The organism is Achromobacter sp. FW305-C-30-7, assembly GCF_058783105.1.
Genome location: NZ_JBYSYI010000007.1, coordinates 296,944 through 323,764, shown reverse-complemented (window position 1 = coordinate 323,764; position 26,821 = coordinate 296,944). Strand labels below are relative to the sequence as shown.

26 protein-coding genes and 2 tRNA genes are annotated in these 26,821 nt (G+C 66.5%); 13 read left to right on the top strand and 15 right to left on the bottom strand.

Features of this window, described 5'->3' with window-relative positions; all coding sequences use genetic code 11:
- Positions 1 to 200 precede the first annotated feature (200 nt).
- Positions 201 to 277, top strand: a tRNA-Arg gene (locus AC3WOB_RS23375).
- Between the two features lie 80 nt (positions 278 to 357).
- Here the strand turns inward: AC3WOB_RS23375 and AC3WOB_RS23370 are convergent.
- The 3 genes from AC3WOB_RS23370 to AC3WOB_RS23360 form a co-directional block, all read right to left on the bottom strand.
- Positions 358 to 1,134 carry a hypothetical protein gene (locus AC3WOB_RS23370; protein ID WP_492276321.1) on the bottom strand — a complete coding sequence of 259 codons (777 nt, stop codon included), beginning with the start codon at positions 1,132 to 1,134 and terminating at the stop codon, positions 358 to 360.
- 98 nt (positions 1,135 to 1,232) lie between these two features.
- A complete protein-coding gene (locus AC3WOB_RS23365; RefSeq protein ID WP_492276320.1) occupies positions 1,233 to 2,675 on the bottom strand; it encodes a DUF1254 domain-containing protein in 1,443 nt (480 codons plus the stop codon).
- Between the two features lie 82 nt (positions 2,676 to 2,757).
- Complete coding sequence (locus tag AC3WOB_RS23360) at positions 2,758 to 3,447, bottom strand: DUF3313 domain-containing protein (RefSeq protein WP_492276319.1); 690 nt, start codon at positions 3,445 to 3,447, stop codon at positions 2,758 to 2,760.
- A 333-nt stretch (positions 3,448 to 3,780) separates the two neighbouring features.
- On the opposite strand from AC3WOB_RS23360, the gene AC3WOB_RS23355 reads away from it, so the two are divergent.
- A tRNA-Arg gene (locus AC3WOB_RS23355) sits at positions 3,781 to 3,857 on the top strand.
- Positions 3,858 to 3,947: 90 nt separating this feature from the next.
- Here AC3WOB_RS23355 and AC3WOB_RS23350 read toward each other — a convergent pair.
- The 3 genes from AC3WOB_RS23350 to AC3WOB_RS23340 all read right to left on the bottom strand — a co-directional run bounded on the left by AC3WOB_RS23350 (position 3,948) and on the right by AC3WOB_RS23340 (position 5,327).
- Positions 3,948 to 4,169 (bottom strand): DUF3079 domain-containing protein, encoded by a 222-nt coding sequence (locus tag AC3WOB_RS23350; RefSeq protein WP_041655893.1) that lies wholly within the window; start codon positions 4,167 to 4,169, stop codon positions 3,948 to 3,950.
- 205 nt (positions 4,170 to 4,374) lie between these two features.
- Complete coding sequence (locus AC3WOB_RS23345; protein ID WP_013395153.1) at positions 4,375 to 4,623, bottom strand: hypothetical protein; 249 nt, start codon at positions 4,621 to 4,623, stop codon at positions 4,375 to 4,377.
- Between the two features lie 101 nt (positions 4,624 to 4,724).
- The gene (locus AC3WOB_RS23340; protein WP_013395152.1) at positions 4,725 to 5,327 is read right to left on the bottom strand and encodes a helix-turn-helix domain-containing protein; all 603 of its coding nucleotides are present in this window, start codon (positions 5,325 to 5,327) and stop codon (positions 4,725 to 4,727) included.
- A 185-nt stretch (positions 5,328 to 5,512) separates the two neighbouring features.
- Here AC3WOB_RS23340 and AC3WOB_RS23335 point away from each other — a divergent pair, with 185 nt between their 5' ends.
- The 3 genes from AC3WOB_RS23335 (at position 5,513) to AC3WOB_RS23325 (ending at position 7,727) form a co-directional block, all read left to right on the top strand.
- Positions 5,513 to 6,133 carry a hypothetical protein gene (locus AC3WOB_RS23335; RefSeq protein ID WP_492276318.1) on the top strand — a complete coding sequence of 207 codons (621 nt, stop codon included), beginning with the start codon at positions 5,513 to 5,515 and terminating at the stop codon, positions 6,131 to 6,133.
- A gap of 141 nt (positions 6,134 to 6,274) precedes the next feature.
- Complete coding sequence (locus AC3WOB_RS23330) at positions 6,275 to 6,901, top strand: cysteine dioxygenase family protein (RefSeq protein WP_492276317.1); 627 nt, start codon at positions 6,275 to 6,277, stop codon at positions 6,899 to 6,901.
- Between the two features lie 61 nt (positions 6,902 to 6,962).
- Positions 6,963 to 7,727, top strand: a complete 765-nt coding sequence (locus AC3WOB_RS23325) for an IclR family transcriptional regulator (RefSeq protein WP_492276316.1) — start codon at positions 6,963 to 6,965, stop codon at positions 7,725 to 7,727.
- A 12-nt stretch (positions 7,728 to 7,739) separates the two neighbouring features.
- Here the strand turns inward: AC3WOB_RS23325 and AC3WOB_RS23320 are convergent, their stop codons facing one another.
- A complete protein-coding gene (locus tag AC3WOB_RS23320; RefSeq protein ID WP_492276315.1) occupies positions 7,740 to 8,708 on the bottom strand; it encodes a Bug family tripartite tricarboxylate transporter substrate binding protein in 969 nt (322 codons plus the stop codon).
- A gap of 284 nt (positions 8,709 to 8,992) precedes the next feature.
- Between AC3WOB_RS23320 and AC3WOB_RS23315 the strand changes: the two genes are divergently transcribed.
- Genes AC3WOB_RS23315 through AC3WOB_RS23295 form a run of 5 tightly spaced genes read left to right on the top strand, consistent with a single transcriptional unit; the run spans position 8,993 to position 13,981 of the window.
- Positions 8,993 to 10,162 (top strand): CaiB/BaiF CoA transferase family protein, encoded by a 1,170-nt coding sequence (locus tag AC3WOB_RS23315; protein ID WP_492276314.1) that lies wholly within the window; start codon positions 8,993 to 8,995, stop codon positions 10,160 to 10,162.
- Positions 10,159 to 10,881, top strand: coding sequence for an enoyl-CoA hydratase/isomerase family protein (locus AC3WOB_RS23310; RefSeq protein WP_492276313.1), 723 nt, complete (start codon positions 10,159 to 10,161; stop codon positions 10,879 to 10,881). The genes AC3WOB_RS23315 and AC3WOB_RS23310 overlap by 4 nt, the downstream gene beginning before the upstream one ends.
- Before the next feature lie 33 nt (positions 10,882 to 10,914).
- Positions 10,915 to 11,748 carry a CoA transferase subunit A gene (locus tag AC3WOB_RS23305; RefSeq protein ID WP_492276312.1) on the top strand — a complete coding sequence of 278 codons (834 nt, stop codon included), beginning with the start codon at positions 10,915 to 10,917 and terminating at the stop codon, positions 11,746 to 11,748.
- Positions 11,741 to 12,475, top strand: a complete 735-nt coding sequence (locus AC3WOB_RS23300) for a CoA-transferase subunit beta (protein WP_492276311.1) — start codon at positions 11,741 to 11,743, stop codon at positions 12,473 to 12,475. The genes AC3WOB_RS23305 and AC3WOB_RS23300 overlap by 8 nt, the downstream gene beginning before the upstream one ends.
- Positions 12,476 to 12,484: 9 nt before the next feature.
- Positions 12,485 to 13,981: a class I adenylate-forming enzyme family protein gene (locus tag AC3WOB_RS23295; protein ID WP_492276310.1), complete on the top strand. Its 1,497-nt coding sequence runs from the start codon at positions 12,485 to 12,487 to the stop codon at positions 13,979 to 13,981.
- 33 nt (positions 13,982 to 14,014) lie between these two features.
- Here AC3WOB_RS23295 and AC3WOB_RS23290 read toward each other — a convergent pair whose 3' ends face one another.
- The gene (locus AC3WOB_RS23290; protein ID WP_492276309.1) at positions 14,015 to 14,986 is read right to left on the bottom strand and encodes a Bug family tripartite tricarboxylate transporter substrate binding protein; all 972 of its coding nucleotides are present in this window, start codon (positions 14,984 to 14,986) and stop codon (positions 14,015 to 14,017) included.
- A gap of 60 nt (positions 14,987 to 15,046) precedes the next feature.
- Positions 15,047 to 15,916, bottom strand: a complete 870-nt coding sequence (locus AC3WOB_RS23285) for a fumarylacetoacetate hydrolase family protein (RefSeq protein ID WP_013395141.1) — start codon at positions 15,914 to 15,916, stop codon at positions 15,047 to 15,049.
- A 187-nt stretch (positions 15,917 to 16,103) separates the two neighbouring features.
- Here AC3WOB_RS23285 and AC3WOB_RS23280 point away from each other — a divergent pair, with 187 nt between their 5' ends.
- Entirely contained in the window at positions 16,104 to 16,772 is a 669-nt protein-coding gene (locus AC3WOB_RS23280) for a FadR/GntR family transcriptional regulator (protein ID WP_492276308.1), read from the top strand.
- 92 nt (positions 16,773 to 16,864) lie between these two features.
- Here the strand turns inward: AC3WOB_RS23280 and AC3WOB_RS23275 are convergent, their stop codons facing one another.
- The 6 genes from AC3WOB_RS23275 to AC3WOB_RS23250 form a co-directional block, all read right to left on the bottom strand.
- Positions 16,865 to 17,755: a GntR family transcriptional regulator gene (locus AC3WOB_RS23275; RefSeq protein ID WP_492276307.1), complete on the bottom strand. Its 891-nt coding sequence runs from the start codon at positions 17,753 to 17,755 to the stop codon at positions 16,865 to 16,867.
- A 5-nt stretch (positions 17,756 to 17,760) separates the two neighbouring features.
- Positions 17,761 to 18,813 (bottom strand): 4-hydroxythreonine-4-phosphate dehydrogenase PdxA, encoded by a 1,053-nt coding sequence (gene pdxA / locus AC3WOB_RS23270; RefSeq protein WP_492276306.1) that lies wholly within the window; start codon positions 18,811 to 18,813, stop codon positions 17,761 to 17,763.
- The gene (gene dtnK, locus AC3WOB_RS23265) at positions 18,810 to 20,027 is read right to left on the bottom strand and encodes a D-threonate kinase (RefSeq protein WP_492276305.1); all 1,218 of its coding nucleotides are present in this window, start codon (positions 20,025 to 20,027) and stop codon (positions 18,810 to 18,812) included. Before dtnK ends, pdxA begins: the two co-directional genes overlap by 4 nt.
- Positions 20,024 to 21,049: a 2-keto-3-deoxygluconate permease gene (locus tag AC3WOB_RS23260; RefSeq protein ID WP_013395136.1), complete on the bottom strand. Its 1,026-nt coding sequence runs from the start codon at positions 21,047 to 21,049 to the stop codon at positions 20,024 to 20,026. Before AC3WOB_RS23260 ends, dtnK begins: the two co-directional genes overlap by 4 nt.
- 148 nt (positions 21,050 to 21,197) lie before the next feature.
- Positions 21,198 to 23,324 (bottom strand): TonB-dependent siderophore receptor, encoded by a 2,127-nt coding sequence (locus AC3WOB_RS23255; RefSeq protein ID WP_492276304.1) that lies wholly within the window; start codon positions 23,322 to 23,324, stop codon positions 21,198 to 21,200.
- Positions 23,325 to 23,563: 239 nt separating this feature from the next.
- A complete protein-coding gene (locus tag AC3WOB_RS23250; RefSeq protein WP_492276303.1) occupies positions 23,564 to 24,088 on the bottom strand; it encodes a MarR family winged helix-turn-helix transcriptional regulator in 525 nt (174 codons plus the stop codon).
- Between the two features lie 166 nt (positions 24,089 to 24,254).
- On the opposite strand from AC3WOB_RS23250, the gene AC3WOB_RS23245 reads away from it, so the two are divergent.
- Complete coding sequence (locus AC3WOB_RS23245) at positions 24,255 to 25,229, top strand: tripartite tricarboxylate transporter substrate-binding protein (protein ID WP_492276302.1); 975 nt, start codon at positions 24,255 to 24,257, stop codon at positions 25,227 to 25,229.
- A gap of 10 nt (positions 25,230 to 25,239) precedes the next feature.
- Positions 25,240 to 26,808 carry a sulfatase-like hydrolase/transferase gene (locus AC3WOB_RS23240; protein ID WP_013395132.1) on the top strand — a complete coding sequence of 523 codons (1,569 nt, stop codon included), beginning with the start codon at positions 25,240 to 25,242 and terminating at the stop codon, positions 26,806 to 26,808.
- Positions 26,809 to 26,821 lie beyond the last annotated feature (13 nt).

The window sequence follows — 26,821 nt, the reverse complement described above, 5'->3', positions numbered from 1 at the left end:
CCGTAGCTCAGCTGGATAGAGTACCTGGCTACGAACCAGGGGGTCGTAGGTTCGAATCCTGCCGGGCGCACCAAGTTTGATTCTGGATTGGTTTTAATCGGCCAGTGCAGCATTGAATAAAGCGTGTAAATGGCAAGAGCAGTAGCAAAAGCAGTAAAAACGGCAAGATTTTTCTGATATAATTTTGCCTCTTTGCCGGAGCGCCCGTAGCTCAGCTGGATAGAGTACCTGGCTACGAACCAGGGGGTCGTAGGTTCGAATCCTGCCGGGCGCACCAAGTTCACTTGGTCAATACAGCAAAGAAAATGGAAAGGCCTTTGATCTCGTATCGAAGGCCTTTTTGTTTTGCGCCGTCATCTAGAAGCGGATCGTCACGCCCGCCATCGGCCCTTGCAGCACGGCGTCGAACTTGAAGCCCCCACTGCTGTAGTCCACGCCCAGCGCGCGATAGCCTATCGCTGCCGAGACGTTCTTGCTGATGTTGTAGCCGATGCCCAGGCCCACATCCCAATCCGCTTCTGCCCCGCCCGCGCCGATCAGGCCCCAGCCGGTGATGTAGTACTTCGAACTCAGGACATAGTTTCCGCGCACGCCCACCAGGCCGTCGACCCAGGTGGCGCCGTCGCTGCGCGTTCTGCCATTCAGGTGCGCGCCCTTGAGCGTGATGTCGGTGTCGACCGACCAGACGCGCAAGCCGGCCACCACGTCCAATTGATGCGGCGAGTTTTCCAGCACGGAATAGCCGACCCCGAGCAGTCCCGCGAAGGTGGAAGTCTTTACGTCCGCGCTGCTGGCCAGCAAGCCGTGCGGCGTATCTCCTTGCGTGCCGATCTTGGTGTAGATCAGGTCGCCGAATATGCTGTAGCGGCCTTTGCGCGCATCGCCTATCAGCATGGCGCCGAAGTCGAGGTTGTCCAACAGTTTGTCGAAGTCTGCGTGGACATCGATGACGGGCGAACGCGATGCCGACGTCTTGCCGGACAGGCCGGCGGCCCAGAAGTAGGGCGTGACCGAAAACTGCCATTCATTTGACGGCAGGGATCCCGCCGCGGAAGCCGGATCCGCTTCGGCGCCCAGCGCGGCCCCGGCTTGCAGCAGCCCGCAAGCCAGGCAGCCCATGACTATCTTTTTCATCGCAAACCCTCCCCAAGCCGCGGGCGTGATGAATCGAATCCATCACGCCCGCCGTGGACGCAAAGCCGGTCTGGCGCCGGCGGAGTGCAGCGCCGGTATCAGGTGACCCTTCTTACGGGAGGCAAGGTCCAGGAGCCGTCGATGATCGACGGGTTGCTTTCGTTGGGCCAGTAGAGGCGCATCATCAGGATGAACTTTCCCTTGGGGGCGGGCAGCCAGTTCGACTCCATGTCGGGGCCGGGCGATTCATGCTGGATGAGCAGATCGATCGAACCGTCTGGCTTCGCCTTGAGGGCTTGGCGCGCGCTGATCGAGTAGCGGTTCAGCGGGTTATCGACGAAAAAGTAGCTCGCGTCATACATCGTCAACGACCAGAAGCCGGAGACGGGTGGAGTGAGGCCCTTCTTGAAGGTCAGCACATATTTTTCGGAACCGTTGTAGACGCGCTTGATGGCGCCGGTATCGGACTTCAGGGAGGTGGGGTAGATGGCGTCCTGCGGGCGGTTGGCGCCCAGGCCTATCGCGGTGACCAAGGCCCGCTGGATGTAGTTGGTGCCGTAGATGCCCGTCTTGGTCGTGAACCCCCAGCCGTCGATGTCCTGGATGTCGCCGTTGCTGGACTTGAAGTGCGTCATGATGCGCCCGAACCCGACCTGCGGGACGCGCTTCGCAATGGCGGGATCGAGTTGGCTCTTGTCGAAGTCCTGGCCGGGCACGATGCCTATCGCAGCCATTTTCGCCACGATGGGCGCGTCGGCGGCGCTCGGCGGATTGCGCTTGAGCAACTGGGCAAACAAGCTGAAGTACTCGACCGCGTCCATGTTGTTGACCTGGTCGCGCACCGAGGTTTTCATGTCGATGGCGGGGTCGACCTTGCCCGGTGGCGGATTCCAGTCCTTGCCCCATGCGCTCAATGGACAGAGCTTCACTTCGTCCTGCAGCTTGTGCACTAGCGCATAGTCTTCCGGCGTACCCGTACAGTAGATGCGGCCCAGCAGCCAGACGATGCTGGTGGGGGATTTGTAGTGGGTCATGCCTTGCGGAATCGCGCCCTCCCATCCGGGGCCGCTGACTACGTAGGTTTGGGCCCCGGTGCCAGTCGTGCGCTTGCCGGGCACGTCGAATACCGTGGTCCAGCCGTCCAGCATCGGAAACAGGGCATAGCGTCCGTTCATGTCGGGCAGGCTGACGACCCAGGGCTCGTCGCCGACGTCGAAGAAGGAAGTGGTGTAGAGCGTGTCGGCGTTCGGTGCGGTCACGTCCCGGAACTTGGCATCGGGATACTGGCGCAGCTTGATGAGATGTCCCATCGGCGCACGCGTCCCCTTGGGCTCCGCGACGTTGGTGATGACTCTTCTGGTCATCTCCATCGTCACCAGGGGATAGGCATAGACGTAGACATCCGTTGCCAGTCCGAACTGCTCGTCGCCTTCGGGAAAATCCGCGACCAATCCATCGGCGGCTCGGGCTGGCGCACCCAGGACGCTGGTTGCGAGTAGGGCAAGGCCACCTGCATTCAATGTGCGGCGTGTCAGCTTCATAGGATCGCTCCAACGAAATCATGGTTTGAAAATCACGAATAGCCGTGGCGCAGGTAAGGCTGCGCCCGGCCGATGCCTTGCGTTACCGCTGCCGGACGTACTTGCCGATTTCTCGCGCCGCGCCCGTGGTCCATTCATCGATCAACGGTTGCAGCTTGGACAGGCGCACGCCGCCCGCGCCCTGAGTGGCGTTGGCGACCTTCTCGCCGGTGCCGCCGCGCACGGAGGCATACAGCAATTCGTCCGTCATGCTGTCCGTGACCCGCGATTCGATGGCGACAGTCGCGTTGCGCGCCATGCCTCCTTCCATGGCGGCCCGGGCCTCGGTCATGACCAAGGCGATGGGAATGTATTGATAGGCGCGCAGCGCTTGCTCCGAGGTCCCCACCGCGGTGATGGCGATGCGTATATGGGCGACGCCAGGTTCGGCGCGATCAACCAGCCGCACCTGCTCGCCGACCTTGCGTCGCAGCGTTTCGTTGACCGCATTGCGGATTTCGGTGAGGGTTTCCAGGGAAACGTCCGCGGAAGGCTGCGGCTCCGGGTAATACACGACGGGCTCCAGCCAGACCGCGGTATAGCGCGATGGGTTGAAGTCGGGATTCAGGTAGACCAGGCGGGTGCCGCCGTCGGGCGCGGGCGCCTGGTGCAGCTGCGAGTAATCCGGCAGGAAGCCGGACTCCGTCGTTTTCGGCGCGGTGGAACAGCCGGCCGCCAGGATCGCGGCGGCGATGCCGACGAGAAGCGCGCCCGAGGAATTCTTGATCTTCATGCAAGTTCCTTCTGACGATATGGGGCATGGGAGCCCCGGCTGCAGGCGTCGGCGAGAGGTCCCGTGCAAAAGCTGCTTTCCGCTCGTGGGCGCATGTTTTGACCTATATGCACAGGAAGCCAATTATTTTTCGAACGCGGAAGTTTCGCAATGCGGCTGCATGAACTGGGTTTTCTGAACTATTTCCTTTGCGTGCGTTTTGTGGAAGGCATTGCGCGGAAAAGGTCCGTCAGCGTCTGGATGCGCCGGCGGCTGGATACGGGTGGGCGCCGGTTTGGTCGGGCCGATTTGCGCGTGCTTTATTTTTCATGGTATAAACACGCCTCTTTCGGAGCGCCCGTAGCTCAGCTGGATAGAGTACCTGGCTACGAACCAGGGGGTCGTAGGTTCGAATCCTGCCGGGCGCACCAAGCTTCTTGCTTGGCTTACACAGAAAGAAAATAGAAAGGCCTTTGATCTTGGATCGAAGGCCTTTTTTGTTTTGCGGCGGGAATGTCGCGTCAGCGCGGAGCAGGTGGGACTGGCGCCTGGGCTTGGGCTTTGTCGTCCGCGTCGAATCCCCAGTCGCCGACCGTGTACCAATCGTCTCCCAGCGTCTCGGCGGGATGCATGGTGCGGCCGGAGCCGTTGCCGCAAGCCATCGAATCGGTAGGGCAATAGCGGTCGCAGCCCCAGCATATGCGTTCGGGGTGCTTCGGGTGCAAGGGAAACTTCTTGGCCATGCCGGGTGCCTGTTGCCTGAGGGCGCCGCGGCGGCGGCGCCGATCTTTCCATGTATGCATCCAGCGTACTGCCGGGCGTGCACGGAATTCCTTGATCTGGCTCAAGCGCGAGCGCCTGCGGCGCACGTGCGCAATGTCGCGCGCCGGGCGGCTGTCTTGCAGGATTTGGGGAAGGGACCGCCGCCGCGGCAGCGGTCTCCTGCGCCTAGCGGCGTCGTCGGTCCACCGCCGTCAGCGAGGTGCCGCTCTTTACGAGCCGGTAGGTCTGTCCGCCTAGCCACGAGACCTTTTCGCCCGTGCTGGTGCGGCATATGCAATGCGTCTTCGGATCGAAACGCGAGGTGCCCAAGGCGGAGTACGCGTCAGGGTCTGAGACAAATCGTTCAATGCGGTAGAGCGTGCCGTCCGGCGCGGTGGCGAGGACGTCGGTCAATCGTCTTGCGGTGCCGAGCATATGCGATACCTCCATGCGCGGGCCATTGGATATACGGCGCCAAAGTCGTTCGGGCATTTCAGTGCGCTGGGGCGGGAAGCTGGATGTTCCCGCGCCGGGCGCTAATGAAAGTGCCCTCCAAACAATGAATCGTCGAGCTGGTCGGGAGAGACGCCCAGGGCTTCGGATACGCGGTCCAGGATAACCTGCCTGGGCCGTGGGCGCGGCCTTTCCAGTTCGATATAGATGGAGTGGTCCACGCCCAGGCGTGCAGCCATATCAGCGGTGCTGATATTGAGATGCTCGCGCCAGGCGCGTATCAGGCTCCAGTCGTTGCCGGTTTTTAGATTGACGACAGCTAATGGTAAATGACTCTGCCCCTGCGCGGGGGCTTTGCGCGGCGCGGCTTTTCTGCGCGCGTCGCGCAGGCTGCTCTTGGCGGCAGCGCTCTTGCGGGAATCGCCGCGAGGCGTGGTGGTTGCAGCTTCGGCGGTGAAAATGGCGCCGCCATTCAATTGGCGATATTGGTTGTCGCCGATCCAGTGCAGGGTCTCGCCGTTATCGAGCATGCATTCGCAATCCAGGTGGTAATTGCTGGGCATGCTTTCAAGTTGGGCGATGGTTTCCGTGGTCGTGGCGTGGCGCACCACACGGTGCAAGACACCGTCCGGCGAACGCACAAACACGTCGGGAAGTCTCCAGGAAAACGGAATGATAATCTCCACGGCGAAGCCTATCCGCCACTGTATCCCGGGGTGCTGGTGGTGGGATTTGGGGTTTCCCCTCGCCTGACTTGAGTACATGATTGTGCGCTACATCAGCCCTCAACATCTTCACAAATCTTCACTGCGCTCGGGGCTATCATCGCCGCGTTGCCCGCTGTCCGGGGCGTACTGTTCGAGTGGTGGCGATGCATCTGGCTGCGGCTGGAATCGTGGATGCGCGGCCGCGCGCGAGAAGGGTGGCATGGTGGGCGCTGCTGGCGGCGTGCGTGCTGCATGCGGTGGTTGCGGGGTTGTGGTGGCGAGAGCGGATCGAGCCCGTCGGCATGCGCGGCGCGCGCGCGCCGGAACCGCCGTTCTTCGTGGATCTGCTGCCAGCCAAGGTGCCGTCCGCGCCACCGGCACAAAAGATGCAGGACAGGTCCGGCTCCGTGCCTGCTCAACCCGCCCGCATCGACATGCCGCCGGCTCCCGCGGTGGCGCCGCGGCAACGATCCGGCGCGCGCAGGGCGCCCGCGCCATCCGCGCCACAATCGGACGGGACGCCCGCGGCATCGTCAGGCGCGCCGGATCCTCGGCGCGATTTCGCCTGGCGCCCGGAAGACGCGCAAGCGGCGGGCATGCCGCGGGCGCGCGGAGAACCCGCCGTGCGCCTCGGACCCAAGGCGCCAGTCGAACAATCCGAGATCGCGCGGGGCATCGCGAAGAGCGCGCGGCCGCCGTGCAAGAACGCGCATGCGGACATGGGCTTGCTGGCCTTGCCGTTCTTGCTGGCCGATACCGTTACGGATCGGGGCTGCAAGTGGTGAGGCCGAAGCCTGCGCTCGCGCCAGTCAAGAAAGGCTAGTCGCGATTACCAGGGCGGCGACAGGGGCAAGGCTGCGCATCTGTCCTGAATCATGGATACTGTTTTTTCAATCTGGGATTTCCAGAATTCATGGAGAGACGCAATGCCCGAATCTCAAGGCGGCCTGGACAGGCTGCGCCGCTTCATCGCCACCGCTACCCGCCTGGCCACGCCGTCCGCGCTGGCGCAGACGCCGGAACTGCAGGCTGCGTTCGCCGACCTGGTGCGCCATGACGACTGGCTGCCCGAGGCCTGTACCGCGCCGCATCCACAGTACTACCAGCAATACCTGCTGCACTGCGATCCGCTGGAGCGGTTTTCGCTGGTGAGCTTTGTGTGGGGGCCGGGCCAGTTCACGCCGGTGCACGATCACGAGGTCTGGGGCTACGTGGGCATGCTGCGCGGGGCCGAGGTCAACCAGCGTTATGTGCGCGGGCTGGACGGCAGCGTCGCGCCCGCGGGCGCCTCGACCACGCTGCAACCGGGCGACGTGGAGCGCCTGTCGCCCGCCGAAGGCGATATCCATCGTGTGTCCAACGCTCATGCGGACCGCGTGTCCATCAGCGTGCATCTCTACGGCGGCAACATCGGCGCCGTGTCGCGGCATGTCTATGATCCCGCGACGGGCCAGGCCAAGCCTTTCGTGTCCGGCTATTCGTCGGCCACCCTGCCGAACCTGTGGGACCGCTCGGAAACCGTGCGGGCCGCCCTCGCCGGGGGCGCAAGCTAGCACCTGTTCGCGCGCGGCGTCTCATGCTATTTTCTTGTCCTAAATATTAGGAAAATAAATAATGGACAAGACGCTGCTCAAAGGTCTGATGGTGCTGGAGGCGGTGACCGACGTGGACAATCCGCCGCGCACCATCGATGCGTTGGCCGCCCGTGTCGGGCTGACCCGCAGCAACACGCACCGCACCTTGCAGACGCTGATACACGCGGGCTACGTGATCAAGGACGACGACGGTGGGGGTTATCGCGGCGCGGTGCGGCTATTTGAGCTGGCGGCGCGCCAGCTGGCCCAGCTGGACGTGCGCAAACTGGCCGCGCCCTTCATGCGCACGCTGGCCGACCAGACCGGCGAAACCGTGCACCTGTCCGTGCTCGACGGCTTCGACGTGGTCTATGTGGACAAGATCGACAGCCCCCAACCCATACGCGCCTATTCGATGGTGGGCGGACGCGCGCCGGCCTACGCCGTCGCCACAGGCAAGGCGCTGCTGGCCTATCAGGCGGAAGGTTATGTCGAGCGTTACGCCGACAAGCTTGTGCGCCATACGCCATCGACCATCGTGTCCATGCCGTTCTTGAAGGACGAGCTGCGCAAGATCGCCCGCACCGGCTACGCGGTCAACCGCGGCGAATGGCGCGAAGGCGTGGGCGGGCTGGCCGTGACCTTGTTCAACAGCCTGGATCAGCCCGTGGCCGCGATAGGCATCTCCGGTCCGCTGGACCGCCTGAGCGCCGCCAGGATGAAGCAGCTGGCGCCGGACGTGGCTGCCTGTGCCCAGTCCATCTCGCAGGGGATGGGCTATCGCCGGGGCTATCTGGACCAGTAGCGGGCCGCGCCCTCATTTGGCCGCCGACAAACGCACCACGTCGGCCCAGCGGGCGACTTCCTGCTTGAGCACGCGGCTGGTGTCGGCGGGTGTGGTCGCCACGGCGTCGGCCCCCAGCTTCTGCGCGGCCTGCTGCACGGAAGCCATGGCGGCGGCCTTTTGCATGCCAGCCGAAAGCTTGTCCACCACCGCGGGCGGCGTGCCCGCTGGCGCCAACAAGGCGTAGGTGGTGGCGACCGAATAATCCTTCACGCCCTGCTCGGCCAGCGTGGGCAGATCCGGCAGCGCGGTGGCGCGCGTGGCGGTGGTGACGCCCAGCAGGCGGATCTTGCCGGTCGCGACCTGTGGCAGCAGCGCCGGCAGCGTTTCGATCACCATGTCGATCTGGCCGCCTAGCAGGTCGGTGATGGCGGGGCCGCTGCCGCGGTACGGCACGTGCATGAGCCGGGTGCCGGTCACGACCTGGAAGAGTTCGCCGGCCATGTGCTGGGAAGTGCCGGGGCCGGCCGAACCGAACGTGATGGTGCCGGGCTTGCTCTTGGCCAAAGCGATCAGCTCCTGAATATTCTTCGCGGGAATCTTGCTGCTGTTGACTGCCACGGCCATGGGCATGCTGGTGGCCATCGACACGCCGACGAAGGCGGTGCCGAAGTCATAGCCGGGCTTGTCCGGCATGGCCGCATGGATCGCGTGGCTGCCCACGGCGCCCATCAGCAGGGTGTAGCCGTCGGCCGCTGACTTGGCCACGTATTCCGCGCCGATCTCGCCGCCCGCGCCCGCCTTGTTTTCCACCACCACGCTCTGGCCCAGGTAGTCGCCCAGGTGTTGCGCGTAGATGCGCGCGGCGGCATCCGTCGCGCCGCCGGGCGGGAAGGGGACCACCATGCGCACGGGTTTCGTCGGCCAGTTGTCGGCCGAGGCCGCGCCGCCTGCCAAAACCAGCACCATGCCTGTCAGGGCAATGCGCCACGTTTTCTTCATGGAAGTCTCCTTGGTGTCGGTGGGGCCGGCATGCGCAGGGGCCGCGGTCCTTTTATTAAATCCTAATATATAGGACTCATGTATCAATAAATGGTTTACTTAGAATTCCACAGGGTGATATGCTGGTCAACAATTAAGCGCTGCACCTAGGGATTGCACTAGGAATTTAGCGAAGATATGCCGGCCTGCAGCGGCGCTTCGCTGGATCATGCCAGCCTGGAAGGCGTGCTCTTATAATGTTTTCTTTGTCCCAAATATTGAATTTTCATAGCGAGAGGTCAGACATGACACCCAGTTCGGCGCTGGCCGGCATCACGGTGCTGGAAATTTGCAATGTCGCGGCGGGGCCTTTTTGCGGCATGTTGTTGGCGGACATGGGCGCCGACGTGATCAAGATCGAAAACCCCGAAGGCGGCGATACGTTGCGTAGCTGGCCGCCCATTTCCGAGGGCTACAGCGAGAACTTCGCGTCCCTCAACCGCAACAAGCGTTCGGTGACGCTGAACCTGAAGGACCCTGGCGACGTGGCGCTGGCGCGCGAACTGGCGCTTTCCGCCGACGTGCTGATCGAGAACAATCGCCCGGGCGTGATGGACCGCCTGGGGCTGGGCTATGCGCAACTGCGCGAAGCCAATCCCAAGCTGGTCTATTGCTCGATTTCGGCCTACGGCCAGTCGGGCCCGCGCTCGCAGGAAGGCGGTTTTGACCTGACCATCCAGGCCATGAGCGGCCTCATGAGCGTGACCGGCGAAGCCGGCGGCGAACCCGTGAAGTGCGGCGTTCCCGTGGCGGACTTTTCGGCTGGACTGTATGGCGCCTTCGCCATCGCGTCGGCCTTGCGCGCGGCGCAGGCGAGCGGGCAGGGCACGCATATCGACGTGCCCATGCTGGGCGCCACCTTGGGCATCGCGGCCTTGCAGACTTCGGAGTTCTTCGGCAGCGGTAAGGACCCCGTCAAGCTGGGATCGGCCCATCCGCGCAACGCGCCGTACCAGGCCTTCCGCTGCAAGGGCGGCTATTTCGGCATGGCGGCGGGCAATCAGGCCTTGTGGAAGGGCGTGTGCGTAACGGTGGGCCGCGAGGACCTGCTGGCCGATCCGCGCTTTACCGATACCAGCGCCCGCGCGCGCAATCAGGCGGCGCTGCGCGACATCCTGGAAGCGATCTTCGAAGCCGAGGACGCGCAGACCTGGCTGGCGCGTTTCCGCGCGGCTGGCGTGCCCTGCGCGCCCATCAACACTTATTCGGAAGTCTTGGCCGACCCGCAGGTGGAGCACATGGGCTGGGTGCAGCCCGTGGATCTGCCCAATGGCGTGCGCACGCGCACCTTCGGCCTGCCGGTGCGCTTCGACGGCCAGACCACGGCCCTGCGCCGCCGTCCTCCGGCCCTGGGCGAGCACAACGATGAAGTGCTGGGCGCGCTGCGCGCCGGCAAGAAGGAGACGGCAGCATGAGTGGCGTTCTCCGCATCGACAAGCAGGGCGCGGCCTACGTGCTGACGCTGGCGCGGCCCGACAAGATGAATGCCTTGTCGGCGGAACTGGTGGAAGCGCTGATCGCGGCGCTGGATGAGGCCGAGTCCGGCGGCGCACAGCTCATCGTGCTCAAGGGCGAAGGCAGGAACTTCAGCGCGGGCTTCGACTTCGGCGGCTGGCAGGAACAGAGCGAAGGCGATCTGCTGCTGCGCTTCGTGCGCATCGAGATGCTGTTGCAGCGGCTGGCGGCCTCGCCCTGCCTGACGCTGGGGCTGGCGCATGGCCGCAATTTCGGCGCGGGCGTGGACTTGTTCGGCGCCTGCAAGTGGCGCGTGAGCGCGCCGGACGCCACCTTCCGCATGCCCGGACTGAAGTTCGGGCTGGTGCTGGGCACGCGCCGTTACGCGGCCCTGGTGGGCGCGGAGCGGGCGCGCGCGGTGCTGGAGCAGGCGGCCACGTTCAGCGCGGAAGAAGCCTTGCGCGACGGCTTCGCCAGCCGCCTCGCCGACGCGCCGGATTGGCGGGACGTCGAGCGCGACGCGCTGGACGCCGCGTCCGCGCTGAGCAGTGCGAGCCGCGTGCAGTTGTACGCGGCGCTGTCGGCGGAAACGCCCGACACCGATCTTGCCCGCCTGGTGCGCTCCGCCGCCCAGCCGGGATTGAAGGGCCGGGTGGCCGCGTATCTGCAGGCGCGCTGACCACGAAAAAGAACAGGCAGGGAAGGAGACATCATGGCATCGGGTTTCAATCAGAAGAACAAGCAGCGCACGCTGGCGGAATTGGCGGCGCTGGTGCCCAACGGCGCATCGATCGCATTGGGCGGCAGCTTCCTGCACCGCGGACCGTTCGCCTTCGTGCGCGAACTGATCCGGCAGGGGCGGCGCGACCTGGAACTGATCAAGCAATCGCCGGGCTACGACGTGGACATCTTGTGCCGCGCCGGCGCGCTGCGCCGCGTGCGCGCGGGCATCGTAGCCATGGAAGGGAACTTCGGCCTGGCGCCCTGGTACCGCAAGGCCGTGGAGCGCCGCGAGATCGAGCTGGAAGAACATGCCTGCGCCAGCCTCACGGCCGGTCTGCGCGCGGCGGCCTTCGGCGTGCCGTTCCAGCCTTGCGGCGGCCTGCATGGCAGCGGCCTGCCCGAGCTCAATGGCTGGAAATGCCTGGACGACCCCTATGGCAGCGGGCAGCAGACCTGGGTGGTGCCGGCGATCCGCCCGGACTACGCCGTGATCCATGCTTCCGAAGTGGACGCGCTGGGTAATGTGCGGGTACATGGCACCGCGCATTGGGACCGCGTCATGTCGCGCGCCGCGGGCAGCGTGCTGGTGGTGGCCGAGAAGGTGGTCGACAGCACGGTGTTCGAAGCCAATCCGGAATCCACGCTGGTGCCGTTCTTCATGGTGCAGGCCTATGCCGTGGCGCCGCAGGGCGCATGGCCGGGATCCTGCTGGCCGGACTACGCCATCGACTATCCGGCGGTGGAGGCATACATGGACAAGCAAGGCGATCTGCAGGCGCACATGGCTGCGGCGCCCGAAGCGCGGGAGGTGCAGCATGGCTGAGCAATGGTCGGGCTTTTCGTACATCGTCACCAATCTGGCGCGCTTCATCCGGCCGGACGAGATCACTTTCAGCGGCGTGAATTCGACCCTGCCCATGCTGGCCTGCCTGCTGGCCAAGCGCGCCTATGACTGGGATTTCGTCTACATCAACGTGGCCGGCGGCGTGAATCCGCGGCCTTCGCAGGTCCCCATCTCAAGTTCCGATCCGGTGCTGGCCGAGCACACGGCGTCGATCTTCTCCAACGAGGATTTCTACGACCTGTGCACGCGCGGCCGCATGGACCTGACCTTCCTGGGCGCGGCGCAAATCGACGGCGCAGGCTGCGCCAACAATTCTTGCATCGGCGACTGGCATGAGCCCAAGGTGCGCCTGCCGGGCGGCGGCGGCGGCGCGGTGATGCTGCCCACCGCCAGGCGCGCCTGCACTTGGCGCACCGAGCATTCGCGCCGCGCCTTCGTGCCGAAGCTGGACTTCATGACGTCCTGGGGCGGATTCCACGGCGTGGTCACGCCGATCGCCGTGTTCGTCAAGCGCGACGGGCGGCTGGCCTTGCAGTCCTGGCATCCGGAGTCCAGCTTGTCCGAAGTGCGCGAGCGCACCGGTTTCGAATTCGACGCCAGCGGCGCCGAGCCGTCCGCGCCGCCCACCACGGCCGAGACGCGCGCCCTGCACGAGCTGGATCCCGACGGGCAGTTCGAACGCGACGCCGCCGTCGCGCTGCGCTAGGAGGTCGCCATGACGCTTGCCGACGCCACGCTGGTGGCCGCTTTCGCGCGCCTGTGGAACCAGCCGCAATGGGCCGAACGGCCCGCTATCGTGACCGCGGACGGCACGCTGACGTATGCCGATCTGCGCCAGGAGGTCGGGCGCATCGCGGGCGGCCTGCGCGCCGCCGGCGTGGCGCGCGGCAGTTATGTGGCCATCGCAATGGAGCGGTCGCTGGGGCAGGTGCTGGCGATTCTGGGTGCGATGGCTGCGGGCGCCTGCCCGTGCCCGTTGGAGCCGCGCTTGTCGGATGCGGAGACTGCTCGCTGCGTGGCGGCGGTGGGGCTGGGTTGGGTGCTGCACGACGCGGCCAACGCGGGGACGGCGCGGGCCAGCGGCCTGGCGCCAGACCGCTTGCTGGATGCGGCCGGCGTGGCGCGAGGCCCGTTGGATTGGACAGGCGGCGCCGAGACCGCGCCCGGCGACGCGGGCCTGCTGCTGTTCACCTCCGGCAGCACCGGCAATCCCAAGGGCGTGCTGCTGAGCCACCGCGGCTTGGCGAACAATGCGCGCGGCGTGTTGGCGCATACCGGCTTGACGCAGGATGACCGGCTCTTGCATGTGATGCCGCTGCATCACACCAATGCGCTCAACAACCAGATCTTCGCGCCGTTGCTGGCGGGCGCCTGCGTGGCGCTGGCGGGGCGCTTCCGCGCGGACGACATGCCGGGATTGCTGCGCGCGTTCCGGCCCAGCATCATCACCGGCGTGCCGACCATGTACGCGCGCATGCTGGAACTGGAATTCGACCCCGCAAGCCTGGCGGCGTTGCGCTTTGCGCGCTGCGGCTCGGCGCCGATCACCGAAGCCCTGCACCGGCGCATCGAAGCCTTCCTGGGCTGCCCGCTGGTGGTGTCCTATGGTCTGTCGGAGGCCACCTGCACCTCCACCATGAACCCGCCCGCCGCGCGCCGCGTGGGCTCGGTGGGTACGGTGCTGGCCGGCCAGAGCGTGACCTTGCGCCTGCCGGACGGCGCCTTCGCCGCGCCGGGCAACGAAGGCGAGATCTGCATCGAGGGCGACAGCCTGATGCTGGGCTATGTGGGCGTGGACAGCGCCGACGCCGGCACGCCGCAGTTGCTGCATACGGGCGATCTGGGACGTTTCGACGAGCAGGGCTATCTGAGCATCACCGGCCGCATCAAGGACGTGATCATCCGCGGCGGCGAGAACATCTCGCCGGCGCTGATCGAGGGCGTGGTGACGGGCCTGCCGGGCGTGGCCGCCTGCTGCGTGGTGGGCGCGCCCGACGAGGATCTTGGCGAGGTGCCCGTGATCTTCGTGCAGCGCGCGGGCGACGCCGCGCCGGATGCGTCCGGCATACAGGCCGAGGTGCTGGCGCGCCTGGGCCGGATCTATGTGCCGCGCGAGGTGTTGTGGATCGAGCGCCTGCCCGAGAACGCGGTGGGCAAGGTCGACCGCAAGGCGCTGGCGCGCCAGTTGGCGCCGGCGGCCTTGCGGTTGTGAGCGGGCAGGGCGCGCGCGCTTCGCGGCGCGCGGCTATTCGACCTTGCCGATCCGGTTGACCGCCACTTCCAGCGAAGCCGAGTCCTTTTTCCAGTATTCGTCGAAGGCCGGCGCGTCCAGGTACTGCACCGGACTGCCGGTGCCGGCGATGCGGGCCTGGACCTCGGGGTTGTTGGCGATGTCTTTAACGGTCTGGCGCAGCTTGTCTATGACCGCCGGCGGCGTGCCGGCCAGGGCGAACACGCCCGACCACTGCACGAAACTGATGTCATAGCCCTGCGACTTGAAGGACGGCACCTCCGGCAGGCTGTCGAGCTTGCCGTCGCCCCAATGCGCTAGCGCCTTGACGCGACCGGCCTGGATCAGCTGCATGACGCTGGACGGCCCGGTGGCCAGGGCATCGACCTGGCCGCCCACCAGGGCTTGCACGGCGGGGCCGGCGCCGGTGAAGGGCACGTGCATCATCTTGATCCCGGCTGCGTTCTGCAGCATCTCCATCGGCACGTGCATGGTGCCGTAGATGCCGGAAGAGCCGTAGCTGAACTTGCCTGACTGCTTCTTGGCCGCGTCGACGAATTCCTGCAGCGTTTTGTATGGCGCGTCCGCGCGCACCACCAGCACGGTGGGATCGGCGGTAATGCGCGCAATCGGCACGAACTGATCCAGCTGATAGGCCGGCTTACGTTCCAGCAGACGGTCGGCGGCGGGCAGAATGGAAATGGACGACAGGCTCATCAGCAACGTGTAGCCGTCGGGCTTGGCGCGGCCGGCCTGGCCGATGCCGATGGCGCCGCCCGCGCCGCCCTTGTTCTCGATGACGACGGCCTGGCCCAGCTTGTCGCCCATGGCCTGGGCCAGCGGCCGGGCGATGGTGTCGGCGACGCCGCCGGGCGGGAACGGCACCACCATGGTGACGGGGCGCTCAGGGTAGCCGGCAGCCATCGCGTTGGCGGCGCCGAAGCATAGCAAGGCAGCCGCGGCCGCCCGGTAGCAACGCAGATTCATGTCTCACTCCTTGTGCTTTTATTGCCGAGCCGCCCCGTGTTCATTCCGGGGCTCTTGGGCTCAGACGAAGCGGTTTTCTATCTGGCCGATGCCGTCGATCTCCACCCGCACCACATCGCCGTGCTTGAGAAACTGCGGCGGATTCAGGCCCTGGCCCACGCCAGCCGGCGTGCCGGTGGCGATGACGTCGCCCGGATACAGCGTGATGCCGCGCGAGCAGGTTTCGATCAGCGTGGGGATGTCGAAGATCAGGTCTTCGGTGTTGCCGTCCTGGCGCAGCTCGCCATTGACCCAGCAGCGCACGCGGGTCTTCTGGCCGTCCATTTCGTCGGCCGTCACCAGCCAGGGACCCATGGGGCAGAAGGTGTCGAAGGACTTGCCCAGGTCCCATTGCTGGTGGCGCATCTGCACGTCGCGCGCGGTGACGTCGTTGACCACGGTGTAGGCGATGACGTGGCTCATGGCCTCGGCGCGGGAAATATTGCGGCCGCCCTTGCCGATCACCACCGCCAGTTCGGCTTCGTAGTCGATCTTGTCGGAGACGCCCACGGGCAGTTGCACGTCAGCCCACGGACCGACCACCGTCTGCGGCACCTTGGTGAACACGATGGGCCAGGATTCGGGGTTGGCGTCGTTGTCCTTGAAGACGGAGTCGCGCAATTCCTTGGCGTGGGCGTGATAGTTGCGCCCCACGCAGAACAGGTTGCGCCGCTGCGCCGGCAAGGGCGCTTCATGCTCCACCTGGTCCCAGCGGTAGGACGAGCCGATCTTGCCCGGCAAGGCGCGGCCTTCGGCCAGCCACTCCACGGCCGTCAGCGCGCCGGCCGCCGCGAGTTCGCGCGGGAAGTCCAGGGCAGTCACGCTGGCGCCGTCGTCGGCAACCACGCCGATGCGGCGCTCGCCATTGATCCGGAATACTGCAATTTTCATGCTTGCTCCCTGGGCGGTTCGGGCCGCCCTGTTTAATACCAAAAAGTACCAATTTGTTGATTTTTCAGGCCCAATTTCGCAAAAGAATATACCAACTGAACCAATTCTCCTATAAGAATTAATAGTTTTCGGGCGCTTATTGGTCTGAATTGGTATTATCTGGCCGCTAGCTATTCTGGAAAGGTCCATGGACAAAGCTTCCGCCTTGCGTGCGGTCATCCTCGAGAATCTGCAATCCGGCGCGTGGGCCCCCGGCCATCGCCTGCCCACGGAACGCGCCCTGAGCGAACAGTTCGGCATCAGCCGTTCAACGGTGCGCCGCACCCTGGCGGACTTGAAGAACGAAGGCCTGATCTCGCAGCGCGTGGGCAGCGGCACCTATGCCAATCTGTCCTCGACCCTGGCGCAGGCTGAAGGACTGCTGCGCGCCGAAGTGCTGTCCACCAGCCCGGCCGAACTGATGGCGGCGCGGCTGGTGCTGGAGCCGGCCATTGCGGCACTGGTGGTGCAGCACGGCAGCCCTGCCGATTTCGCGGCCATGCAGGACGCCTGTGCGCGGGCCGAGGCCGCCGACAGTTTCGAAGCGTTCGAGATTTGGGACGCCAGACTGCACGAATTGATGGCCATGGCTACCCACAATCTCTTCATCGAAAAAGTATTTGCGCTGATGACGGCGGCGCGGTCACAGGCGACCTGGGGCGCCTTGAAGCGCAAGAGCCTGACGCCAGAGCGGCGCGCGTCCTATCAGGTGGAGCACCGCGAGATCGTCGACGCGCTGCATGACCGCGACGCAGAGCGCGCCATGGAGGCCGTGCGGCGGCATCTGCTGCACGTCAGGGATAATTTGCTGGGATAGGGGCTGCAGCGTCCGCAAGCCCTGGGACGGGCTCTGCGGCTGCTACGGGATCGATGGCCGACGGCAAGGCCGGCCGGCGTCGGACAACCGGTTCAGGACTGCCCGCGCAGCCTGGCCAGTTCGGCGGATAGTTCGGCCACCAGGGCCTGGGCGCGCGCCAGCGGGTCGTGTTCCCCAGCCGGGATGTCGGCGGGCGCGGCGGGGGACCGCAGCCGGGGCTGCACGCTTTCATGTCCCATGCTGACGTCCACGTCGAACACCAGTTGTTCGGCGCGGTGCCAGGTCGTGAACCATTCCAGCGGCCGGTCATGCTGGTCCATGCCCTGGCCTTGCAGCATCAGCAGGGGCGTGCCGGTTTGCGTACCCAGTAATTCCGCCAGCGTCCGGTCGGCGGCGACTGCCCGGATCTGATTGCGCCCGGCGCCGGGACGCAGGCCGAAGCGCCGCGTCAGCACGCCGTGCAGGGACGCGTCGGTCAGATCGTCGGCGCGCAGGCCGGGCACGGCGTCGACGGGCAGCCAGGTGCGCACGTAGGCCAGCGGCGCGTCGGCCACATGGCGCAGGCGTTCCAGCATCAGCAACTGCGTGGTGCCGAAGAAGGCCGCCACGTCGGCGGGCGGCTCGGCGCGCGCGAACGCCAGCACGCGGGTCTGCAAGGCCACGCCGGACTGCGCGAATTGCTCGTACAGGCCGGTGGAGCGCTGCACCAGCCGGCGGTGTTCCTGCGGTGCAGCCACGCTGGCGGGGCGCCCGGTTTCGCGCTGGATCAGGCCTTCGGTGGCCAGGGCTGCCAGCGCCTGGCGCACCACGCTGCGCGCCACGCCAAAGCGGTCGCACAAGGCTGCCTCGCTGGGCAGCACGGCGCCGGCCGCGAGCTTGTTCGTGCGGATGTATCCGCGCAGCAGGGTCGCCACCTGGGCGTGCAGCGGGATATCGCCGGAGCGGTCAAGTACGGGCAATGCGTCGTGCGTGGCGGGCGCCATGGGAATCAACCTCCGGTTTGTGCCCGCGCAGTTTCCCACACATGCGTCCACCCCGGGGCCAGATGCGCGGCGCGCTCGGCGGCCAGGATCAGGCTGTCTTCGCGGGCGATGCCCTTGCCGGCGATGTCGAAGGCGGTGCCGTGGTCCACGGACACGCGCACGACCGGCAGGCCCACCGTGATGTTCACGCCGTCGTCGCCATACACCGCCTTGAAGGGCGCGTGGCCCTGGTCGTGGTAACAGGCGATCACGAACTTCCACTTGCCGCGCACGGCTTGCGGGAACAGCGCGTCGGCCGGGATGGGGCCGGCGGCCAGGATGCCGGCGGCATTGGCTTCGGCCACGGCGGGCGCCAGGATGTCGGCGTCCTCGCTGCCGAAGATGCCGTTTTCGCCGGCATGCGGATTCAGGCCCGATACGGCCACCGGCTGGTCGCCGCGGCCCAGCGCCTGGGCGAACGAACCGGCCAGTCGCAGCACCGCGCGCATGCGCGCCGGGGTCAGGTCTTCGATGGCCTGGCGCAGCGACACGTGGGTGGTGGCGTGGAAAATGTAGAGGTCGCCGGCCGACAGCACCAGCGAGAAGGTCTTGACGCCGAACTCGTGCGCCAGCAGCTCGGTGTGGCCGGGCCACTTGTGGCCGGCGGCATGCATGGCGGCTTTGTTGAGCGGGGCGGTGACGATGCCGTCGACCTCGCCGGCGCGCGCCAGAGCGCAGGCCGTGGTGACGAAGCGTACCGAGCCGTCGCCCGCGTCCGCGTTGATCTCGCCCAGCTTCACATGGGCCAGCGAGGGGCCGGCCTGCAGTACTTCGATGGTGCCGGGAGTGTTGGCGCAGTCGGCCGCGCGCTCCAGCTTGCGCACGATAGCGGGGTCGCCGCCCAGGCTGCGCACGGCATTGGCCATCACGTCCACGTCGCCGACCACCAGCAGGCGGGCCTTCTGGCGCAGTTCATCATGGCCCATCAGCATCTTGGCGGTGATTTCCGGCCCGATGCCCGCCACGTCGCCCAGGGTTACGGCCAGCAGGGGCAGCTTGCCCGATTGGGGTTGTGTCATCGCTTGAATCTCCTGTCGCGGATCGCGCGCACCGCGCGAACCAGTACATCTTCGGTGCCAAAGCCGCCGGCCTTGGTCACCACGGGCAGGCCGGCGGCCGTGCCTCCGGTCAGCGTGCCCAGGGGCACGCCGCCCATGACTTCATCCACCAGCGCAATGCCGCGGGCGCCCAGCGCCACCAGCACGCTGCGCGCGCCGTCGCCGCCGGTGGCGACCACGCCGGCCGCGTTGGCGCTGGCGATCAATTGCGCGGCCAGGCTGCCCAGGCGCGCGGCGACGGTCTCGGAATCCAGGCCGTCCTGTTGGCCTTCCGGCGCCAGCAGCAGCACCGTACCGGCCTGCGCGGGGGCTTGCGCGTGTGCCTGCAGCAGCGGCTGGCTCCAGGCCTGCCATGCGGCGTCGTCGGCCAATTGGGCCAGCGAGGGCGTCCAGGTGTCCGCGCCCGAGGCTTGCAGCGCGGCGGCTTGCGCCCGCGCTGCGCTGTGCTGCGAGGTCACCACCACCACGACCGGCGCGGTCTGGTCGGCGCCGGCCCAGACCCGGGCCAGCGGCACGGCCAGGCCGCCCGCGCCCACGGGCAGGGCGTGCACGCCAAGCAGGCCGATGGCACGTGCCAGGCGCTCCAGGTCGGCTTCAGTGGCGGCATCGACCACCACGGTCTTGCCTGCCTGGCGGATGCGCGCCGCCAGCGCTTGCGGCGTGTCGCCTTCCTGCGCCGCGACGTGCGCGCAACCGAGCAGGGTGGGGATATGGCTTTCGTTCACGGGGGTCACCGGATCGGTGGCCGCCGAGGTCTCGGTGACCGGCTTGCCGTTGACGTAGAGCACGCCTTGTTCGACGGTGCGGCCGGTGGCCGGAAAGGCCGGGCAGATCACCGCGATGGTGTCCGGGCCCCAAGCCTCGCGCGCCGCGTCGATCTCGGCCTTGAAGGCGCCGCGCAAGGTGGAGTCCACTTTCTTGTACAGGCGCGTGACGCCGGCCGCGCGCAGGCGCCGCACGTTCTGCCAGACGACTTCGGCCGCGTCGACGGCCGACAGGGGGCGGCTGTTGGTCGTGACCGCCAACACTTCCACGCCGGCGGCGCCCGGACCCGACAGCGCCTCGTCGGCGCCGCCGATGGACAGGTGCGTGCTCCAGCCGGCGCGCACGAACTGCACCGCCGTGTCGCCGGAACCGGTCAGGTCATCGGCGACGATGGCGATGGCGGGATTCAAAGCGCTTCTCCGCGCGCTTCGCGCAGGGCGGGCGCGACCGTGGGGTCGGCGTCCTCGGACTTGAGCTCGCCGGCGCGCTTGAGGAAGTACGAGGCCAGCATCGGGGCCAGGATCGAGCTGATCAGCACGCAGGCAGCGACCTGCGCGGTGGCGGTCGACACGTATTGCTGGAAGTTGGGATCGGCTGCCGCCACGACCGCGGGAGTGGCGATGGCGTTGCCGGCGGTGGTGCCAGCCGCGAAGCCCAGGCCGCTCTTGCCGCCGCGCTTCAGGATGTAGCGATAGCCCAGGTAGACCAGGCCGCCAGTGATGGGGCTGATGATCAGGCCCAGGATCAGGCCGCTGATGCCGCCCGAAACCACGGCGCCCAGGTTGATGCCGGTACCCAGCGCGAAGGCGAAGAACGGGATGACGATGTTGGGCACAGGCTTGAGCACGTCGCGCCACTTGGGATCCAGGTTGCCGACCACCACGCCCAGCAGGAACGGCACCAGCGCCGCCACCAGGGCGATCATGGGGATGTCGGCCAGGCCCGAGGCGCCCAGGAACAGCAGGCTGAAGAAGGGGCCATCGTTGACCGCGCTGGCCACATAGGCGCCGCGGTCGCGGGCGTCGCCGTACTGGCCGGTATAGGCCAGCCACAGGCCGCCGTTGCTGTTGTCGAAGGCCGCCAGCAGCGCCAGGATGGAGACGCCGAGCACGCCGTCCAGGCCGACGTAGCTGCCCAGGATGATGATGAGGGTGGCGGGCACCAGCGTCTTCATCAACAGGATGGTGCCGGCGGTGGCCAGGATGGGGCCGCCCGTGCGCGCATTGACCTGGGTGCCGGTGGCGAAGATCAGCAGCGCGATCAGGGGCAGGGCGCTGTTCTTGAACAACGCCGTGGTGAAGCCGCCGATCGCCAGGGCGTCGGGCGCGAAGGTGCCGATCAGGGAACCCAGGATCAGCGGCACCAGCATCAATCCACCGGGGATTTTCTGCATCGTGCCAAAAAAGGGCGAGCGGGTAGTTTCGGTCGACACTATCGGAGTCTCCAGGACGGTTTTTCTGGGTTGCAGACGTTCGAGCGCGCGTCTGTCAGATGGTTGATCAGGGATGAAAAACCGTAGTGTACACCTGTACGTACAGCATGTACGTACAGGTTTTCCCGCCCAGGAGGGAGTTCCGATTCTAGAAGCGGTAGGCGCCGCTCAGCATGACGGTGCGGCGCGCGCCGTAGAAGCAGTCGCCGCGGTCCAGGCAGACCACTTCATAAGTGCGGTCCGCAATGTTGTTCACGTTCAACGCATAGCGCCAAGGGCCATTGTCGTAGCTGAGCATGGCGTCGAATAGCGTGACTGCCGGCGTTTCCGGGGCGCCGCCGTCGCGGAACGCCGACAGGTAGCGCACGCCCGCGCCCACCGCGAAGCCAGGCTGGCCGGCCAGCGCGAAGCGGTACTTGCCCCACATGGAGGCCATGTGCTTGGGCTGCGCCTCCAGCTGCGGATCGAGGTCGGTGTAGATGTAGTTGGCGATCACGTCCACGTCCTTGGTGACGCGGCCGCGCAGCTCCAGCTCCACGCCGCGGGTGCGGGTCTTGCCAGCCTGCAGTTGGTTGTTCGGGTTGTTCGGATCGTTGGTCTGGCGGTTCTTTTCGCGCAGGTCATAGGCGGCCGCCGTGAACTCGATGTCGGCGTCCTTCGGCATGTACTTGATGCCGGCTTCGACCTGCTTGCCGCGCATGGGCTTCCAGCGCTGGTTGTAGAAGTCGGCGCCGGCGATGGGCGTGAACGATTCGCTGTAGCTGAGGTAGGGCGACCAGCCGTTGTCGGCCGCGTACATCAGGCCGAAGCGCTTGGTGGTGGCCATGTCGGTTTCGCGGTCCTGGCCTTCGGTGGTGCTGTCGGCGCGGTCGCGGCGGATGCCGGCCAGGAAGATCCAGTTTTTGTCGAACTTGATCTGGTCCTGCGCGTAGAAGCCGATCTGCTGCTGGTTGATCTTGGGGTTGTCCGACTGTTCGTATTCGGGCGCGTTGCCGTACACGGGGTGGTACAGGTCCAGCGGCGAGCCCGCGCCGCCCGCCGTTTTGCTGGTCTCGCGGTAGCGCGAATAATCCATGCCGAAGATCACCGTGTGCTCGGTGCGGCCCCAGTTCAGCTTGCCTTCCAGGTTCTGGTCGGCCAAGAGCGTGCGCATGCGAGGCTTGTTGACATAGAAAATGCGGTCGACGGTGGTCTGTTCCGGATCGATGTAGGAATCGCCGCGGCGCGCGCCGTAGACGTTGGGATAGAGCGTCTTGTAGTCGACGCTGCTGACCGTATTGCGGAAGTTCTGCCGTACTTTCCAAGTGTCGTTGAACTGGTGCTCGAACAGCCAGCCCACGCTGAATTGCTCGGTGTCGTAGGCGTCAAAACCGGGCTCGCTGGCAAAGCGCCGGGTCGGGATGCGGCCGTTGGGATTTTCCTGCACCGAGCCGCTCCACGGCAGGAAGGACTGCGTGGTGCCCGCGCGGTCCTTCTGCCAGGTGGCCTGCAGCGTCAGCGAGGTGGCCGCGCTGGGGCGCCAGGTCAAGGATGGGGCCAGCATCAGGCGGTCGTCCGGCGCGTACTGCACCTGGGTGTCACTGTCGCGCCCCACCGCAATGACGCGGTACAGCCACTGGCCGTCCTCGCTGGCTGGACCCGTCAGGTCGGCCTGGATCTCGCGGCGGTTGTGGTTGCCCAGCACCACGCCGATCTCGCGCTGGGTTTCTTCCAGTGGGCGTTTGCTGACCAGGTTGACGATGCCGCCGGTGCTGCCCTGCCCGTACAGCATGGAGGAGGGGCCGCGCAGCACTTCCACGCGCTCCATCGCATAAACCTCGGTGCGCGGATTGTTGAAGCTGAAATACTGGCGCAGTCCGTCCAGGTACTGCACCGGCTCCACGCCGCGGACGCGCACGTAGTCGGCGCGGTTGTCCACGCCATAGGCGTTGGGGCGCACGCCGGCCGCGTAGTTCATGGTGTCCTGGATGTTCTGCGCGCCCTGGTCCACGATTTGCTCGCGGGGAATCACGGTGATCGCCTGCGGCGTTTCCGACAAGGGCGTGTCGGTCTTGGTCGCGGTGGCGCTGCGCGTGGCGACGTAGCCTTCGACCGGGCTGGTCGCGGTTTCGCCGGTGCCGGTGACCTGCACGGCGGGCAGGATGGTGGCGGGTTCGCTGGATGCGGCGGACTGGGCCTGAGCTGTGGCGCCCAGGCAGGCCGCAAGCGCGGCGGCGGTGGGCAACAGGATCAGCGGCCGCGCGCGCCGGGCGGCGGAATGAGAGTGGCGTTTCAATGGATTTCCCCTGCGGCCTGATATCAGCCGATTGCGCATGCAAATGACAACGATAACTATTATTAATTTAGTGGATCGCGGCTGTCAGGAAATGCATGGGCCGCAGATGTAAAAAAGCCCTGCAAAGCTTGCCGGGCGGTAAGGTGGAAGGGAAAAAACGCCGTGCTATCAGTGGCTTGCGGTCGCATCCGGAAGCGGCGTTGCCGCCACGCGCTTGTTGGCGGGGCGCGACAGGTCGTTTACGCGTAGCGCCGCCGGCGGGTGCCGCCTTCACGCCGGCTGGCCTTTTCCGAGACGATGTTGTCCTCGGCCATGCGGCGGCCGCGTTGCTCGATGCGGCCCAGGAAATCGCGCAGCAAGGCGACCTCGTCGTCGCTCAGGTCCTGCACCAGCAGGTCATTCAGGTGCGAGACCTCGGGCAGCAGGGCATCGTAGCGGGCGATGCCTTCGGCCGTCGCTTCCACGCGCACCACGCGGCGGTCCGCGCTGTCGTGCAGGCGGCGCAGCCAGCCTTTCTCGCATAGCGCGCCCAGCGTGCGCGAAGTGCGCGTCAGGTCGAGCTTGGCGGCGGCCGCCAGTTCGGCCGAATTCATGGTGCCGCCCTCGACGGCACAGGCCAGCACGCGCCATTCGCGGCGCGTGATGCCAAAGCGTCCTTCGCACAGGCGCAGGAATACCGGATTGGATTGCGACCACGCCTGGTACAGCCGGTACATCAGCATGTCGGCAAGCTGGCGTTGGCCGGGTTCGGGGATGTTCGGCATGGCGTTTCCTCCAGGTGGCGTTGCAGTTCGCGCTGCATATCGTTATGGGCAGTCCTGGATTAGATCAACAAATGCGCGCGTTGCTAAATTCAATTTCCCTATTTGGGTATCGGCCATGCAGTGACAACCATAATCGACAGCGGGCCGCTGTCTCCAGGAGTGGACCATGCGTAGATGGATATCAGGCGCTGCCGCGGCAGTGATACTTGCGGGGGGCGCGCCGCTGGCCGGCGCGCAGCAGGCCCCGCTGGACGGGACGCTGACGGTGGTGGTGGGCTATCCGCCGGGCGGCAGTTCGGACCGCATCGCGCGGCTGGTCGCGGACCGGCTCAAGGACCGGGTCGGCGTGCCTGTGGTGGTCGAGAACAAGACCGGGGCGGGCGGCCGCATCGCGGCGCAAGCCCTGCACGCGGCGCCGGCCAGCCAGAACGTGCTGATGCTGGCGAACCCGGCCGTGATGGTGGTGGCGCCGCTGGTCTACGCCCAACCTGGTTATGACGCGCAGCGCGACTTCAAGCCCGTGTCGCTGGTCAGCAGCTACAAGTTTGCGCTGGCGGTGGCGGCGAATTCGCCGATCCAGGACCTGGCCGGCCTGCGGCAGTGGCTGAAGGCGAACCCCAAGCAGTTCGCCGTGGGCGTGCCGGCCACCGGCAGCCTGCCGCACTTCTTCGCGCTGATGCTGGGCCGCGAACTGGGCCAGGAACCGGAAGTGGTCGGCTACCGCGGATCGGCGCCGCTGATTTCCGAACTGATAGGGGGCATCCTGCCGCAAGGCATAGATACGCTGGACACCTTGCTGCCGCAGCATCGCGCCGGCAAGATCCGCATCCTTGCCGTGTCCGGCGACGCGCGCGATGCCGAACTGAAGGACGTGCCCACCTTCAAAGAGGGCGGGGTGAACCTGGCGGCTGACGGCTGGAACGCGTTCTTCGCGCCAGCCACGATGCCGCAGGCCAAGGCGGACAGGCTGGGCGCGGACATCGCGGCGGTGTTGCGCGAGCCCGCCATGCAGGAAGCCGTGCGCGCCGCGTACCTGGAGCCGGTGTCGCTGGATGCGCGCGGTACGGCCGACGCCTTGGCCGCCTACCGCAAGCAATGGGAGCCCGTGGTGCGCGCATCCGGCTTCACGGCCACGCAATAGGAGGACGGCGATGAGCGATGTGCAGAACGTGTTGTTCATCATGGCCGACCAGCTGCGGGCGGATCACCTGAGCTGTTATGGCCATCCCTACCTGCAGACGCCCAGCCTGGACGCGTTGGCGGCGCGCGGCGCGCGCTTCGACCGCGCCTTCGTGAACTCGGGCGTGTGCGGACCGTCGCGCATGAGCTACTACACCGGCCGCTACCCCTCGCGCCACGGCGCCACCTGGAACCGCGTGCCGCTGTCGGTCAACGAGATCACGCTGGGCGAGTACCTGGCGGGACAGGGCCGCGAGCTGGCGCTGGCCGGCAAGACCCATATCATTCCCGACAAGGCCGGCATGGAGCGGTTGGCGATCGACGGCAGCTCCGAGCTGGGCGTACTGCTCAGCCGCGGCGGCTTCACCGAACTGGACCGCTACGACGGCCATCACGCGCCGGGCGACGAAAGCGGCTATCCCGCCTTTCTGCGGCGCCACGGCTACAACAGCGCGGACCCCTGGACCGATTATGTGATCGCCGCGGTGGACCCGGGCGGCCAGGTGGTCAGCGGCTGGAACATGCGCAACGCGCATCTGCCCGCGCGCGTGGCCGAGCCGCATTCCGAGACCGCCTACATGACGGACCAGGCGCTGGACTTCATGAAGCGGCGCGGCAGCCAGCCTTGGGTGCTGCATCTGAGCTACGTGAAGCCGCACTGGCCCTACATGGCGCCGGATCCCTATCACAAGCTCTACACCCCGGACCAATGCCTGCCGGTCCGGCGCAATCGGGAAGAACTGGAGACCGCGCACCCGGTGGTGGCTGCCTACCGGCAGCATGAAGAGAGCGTCAGCTTTTCCACCGACGACTGCGTGCGCGTGGTGCGTCCGGCCTACCAGGGCTTGATCCGGCAGTTGGACGATCATCTGGGCCGGCTGTTCGACTACATGGAGGGCGCGGGCCTGATGAAGAACACGCTCATCGTGTTCACTTCGGACCACGGCGACTTCCTTGGCGATCATTGGCTGGGCGAAAAAGAGCTGTTCTACGACACCGCGCAGCGCGTGCCCTTCATCGTCATGGACCCTTCGGCCGCGGCCGACGCCACCCGCGGCCGTGCACTGGACGACATGGTGGAAAGCGTGGATCTGGTGCCCACGGTACTGCGCGCGCTGGGTACGCCCGGGCCAGGCCACCGGCTGGAGGGCCGTGAACTGCAGACCTTGCTGCACGGGCCCGACGCCGCCACGCCATGGCGCGACTGTGTGTATTCCGAGCTGGACTACAGCTTCCGCCAGGCTCGCGTTCTTTGCGGCAAGACCCCGCAGAACGCCCGCGCCTGGTCGGTGCGTACTGACCGCTGGCGCTACGTGTACTGGCTGGATGAGCGCGAACAGCTCTTCGACCTGCAGGCGGATCCCGACGAGTACCAGGACCTGGGCGCGAGCAGCGCGCACGCCGAAACGCGCCAGGCGTTGCGCCAGCGCCTGCTGGAGTGGATGCTGCGCGCCAAGCGCCGTACCACCATCAGCGACGAAGCCGTGGAAAAGGGTACCAACGCCCACAAGCGGGCAGGGGTGTACTTCGGCCAGTGGTAGTCCGGCCAGGGGC

What these genes read in the sequence shown, in the direction of transcription:
- AC3WOB_RS23280 (WP_492276308.1), top strand. Translation starts at nt 16,104, where the DNA reads ATGGACAAAGCTTCCGCCTTGCGTGCGGTCATCCTCGAGAATCTGCAA.
- AC3WOB_RS23350 (WP_041655893.1), bottom strand. Translation starts at nt 4,169, where the DNA reads ATGGCCAAGAAGTTTCCCTTGCACCCGAAGCACCCCGAACGCATATGC.
- AC3WOB_RS23325 (WP_492276316.1), top strand. Translation starts at nt 6,963, where the DNA reads ATGGACAAGACGCTGCTCAAAGGTCTGATGGTGCTGGAGGCGGTGACC.
- AC3WOB_RS23275 (WP_492276307.1), bottom strand. Translation starts at nt 17,755, where the DNA reads ATGGCGCCCGCCACGCACGACGCATTGCCCGTACTTGACCGCTCCGGC.
- AC3WOB_RS23290 (WP_492276309.1), bottom strand. Translation starts at nt 14,986, where the DNA reads ATGAATCTGCGTTGCTACCGGGCGGCCGCGGCTGCCTTGCTATGCTTC.
- AC3WOB_RS23370 (WP_492276321.1), bottom strand. Translation starts at nt 1,134, where the DNA reads ATGAAAAAGATAGTCATGGGCTGCCTGGCTTGCGGGCTGCTGCAAGCC.
- AC3WOB_RS23250 (WP_492276303.1), bottom strand. Translation starts at nt 24,088, where the DNA reads ATGCCGAACATCCCCGAACCCGGCCAACGCCAGCTTGCCGACATGCTG.
- AC3WOB_RS23365 (WP_492276320.1), bottom strand. Translation starts at nt 2,675, where the DNA reads ATGAAGCTGACACGCCGCACATTGAATGCAGGTGGCCTTGCCCTACTC.
- AC3WOB_RS23360 (WP_492276319.1), bottom strand. Translation starts at nt 3,447, where the DNA reads ATGAAGATCAAGAATTCCTCGGGCGCGCTTCTCGTCGGCATCGCCGCC.
- AC3WOB_RS23335 (WP_492276318.1), top strand. Translation starts at nt 5,513, where the DNA reads ATGCATCTGGCTGCGGCTGGAATCGTGGATGCGCGGCCGCGCGCGAGA.
- AC3WOB_RS23315 (WP_492276314.1), top strand. Translation starts at nt 8,993, where the DNA reads ATGACACCCAGTTCGGCGCTGGCCGGCATCACGGTGCTGGAAATTTGC.
- AC3WOB_RS23310 (WP_492276313.1), top strand. Translation starts at nt 10,159, where the DNA reads ATGAGTGGCGTTCTCCGCATCGACAAGCAGGGCGCGGCCTACGTGCTG.
- AC3WOB_RS23285 (WP_013395141.1), bottom strand. Translation starts at nt 15,916, where the DNA reads ATGAAAATTGCAGTATTCCGGATCAATGGCGAGCGCCGCATCGGCGTG.
- AC3WOB_RS23245 (WP_492276302.1), top strand. Translation starts at nt 24,255, where the DNA reads ATGCGTAGATGGATATCAGGCGCTGCCGCGGCAGTGATACTTGCGGGG.
- AC3WOB_RS23305 (WP_492276312.1), top strand. Translation starts at nt 10,915, where the DNA reads ATGGCATCGGGTTTCAATCAGAAGAACAAGCAGCGCACGCTGGCGGAA.
- AC3WOB_RS23320 (WP_492276315.1), bottom strand. Translation starts at nt 8,708, where the DNA reads ATGAAGAAAACGTGGCGCATTGCCCTGACAGGCATGGTGCTGGTTTTG.
- AC3WOB_RS23330 (WP_492276317.1), top strand. Translation starts at nt 6,275, where the DNA reads ATGCCCGAATCTCAAGGCGGCCTGGACAGGCTGCGCCGCTTCATCGCC.
- AC3WOB_RS23295 (WP_492276310.1), top strand. Translation starts at nt 12,485, where the DNA reads ATGACGCTTGCCGACGCCACGCTGGTGGCCGCTTTCGCGCGCCTGTGG.
- AC3WOB_RS23345 (WP_013395153.1), bottom strand. Translation starts at nt 4,623, where the DNA reads ATGCTCGGCACCGCAAGACGATTGACCGACGTCCTCGCCACCGCGCCG.
- AC3WOB_RS23240 (WP_013395132.1), top strand. Translation starts at nt 25,240, where the DNA reads ATGAGCGATGTGCAGAACGTGTTGTTCATCATGGCCGACCAGCTGCGG.
- pdxA (WP_492276306.1), bottom strand. Translation starts at nt 18,813, where the DNA reads ATGACACAACCCCAATCGGGCAAGCTGCCCCTGCTGGCCGTAACCCTG.
- AC3WOB_RS23300 (WP_492276311.1), top strand. Translation starts at nt 11,741, where the DNA reads ATGGCTGAGCAATGGTCGGGCTTTTCGTACATCGTCACCAATCTGGCG.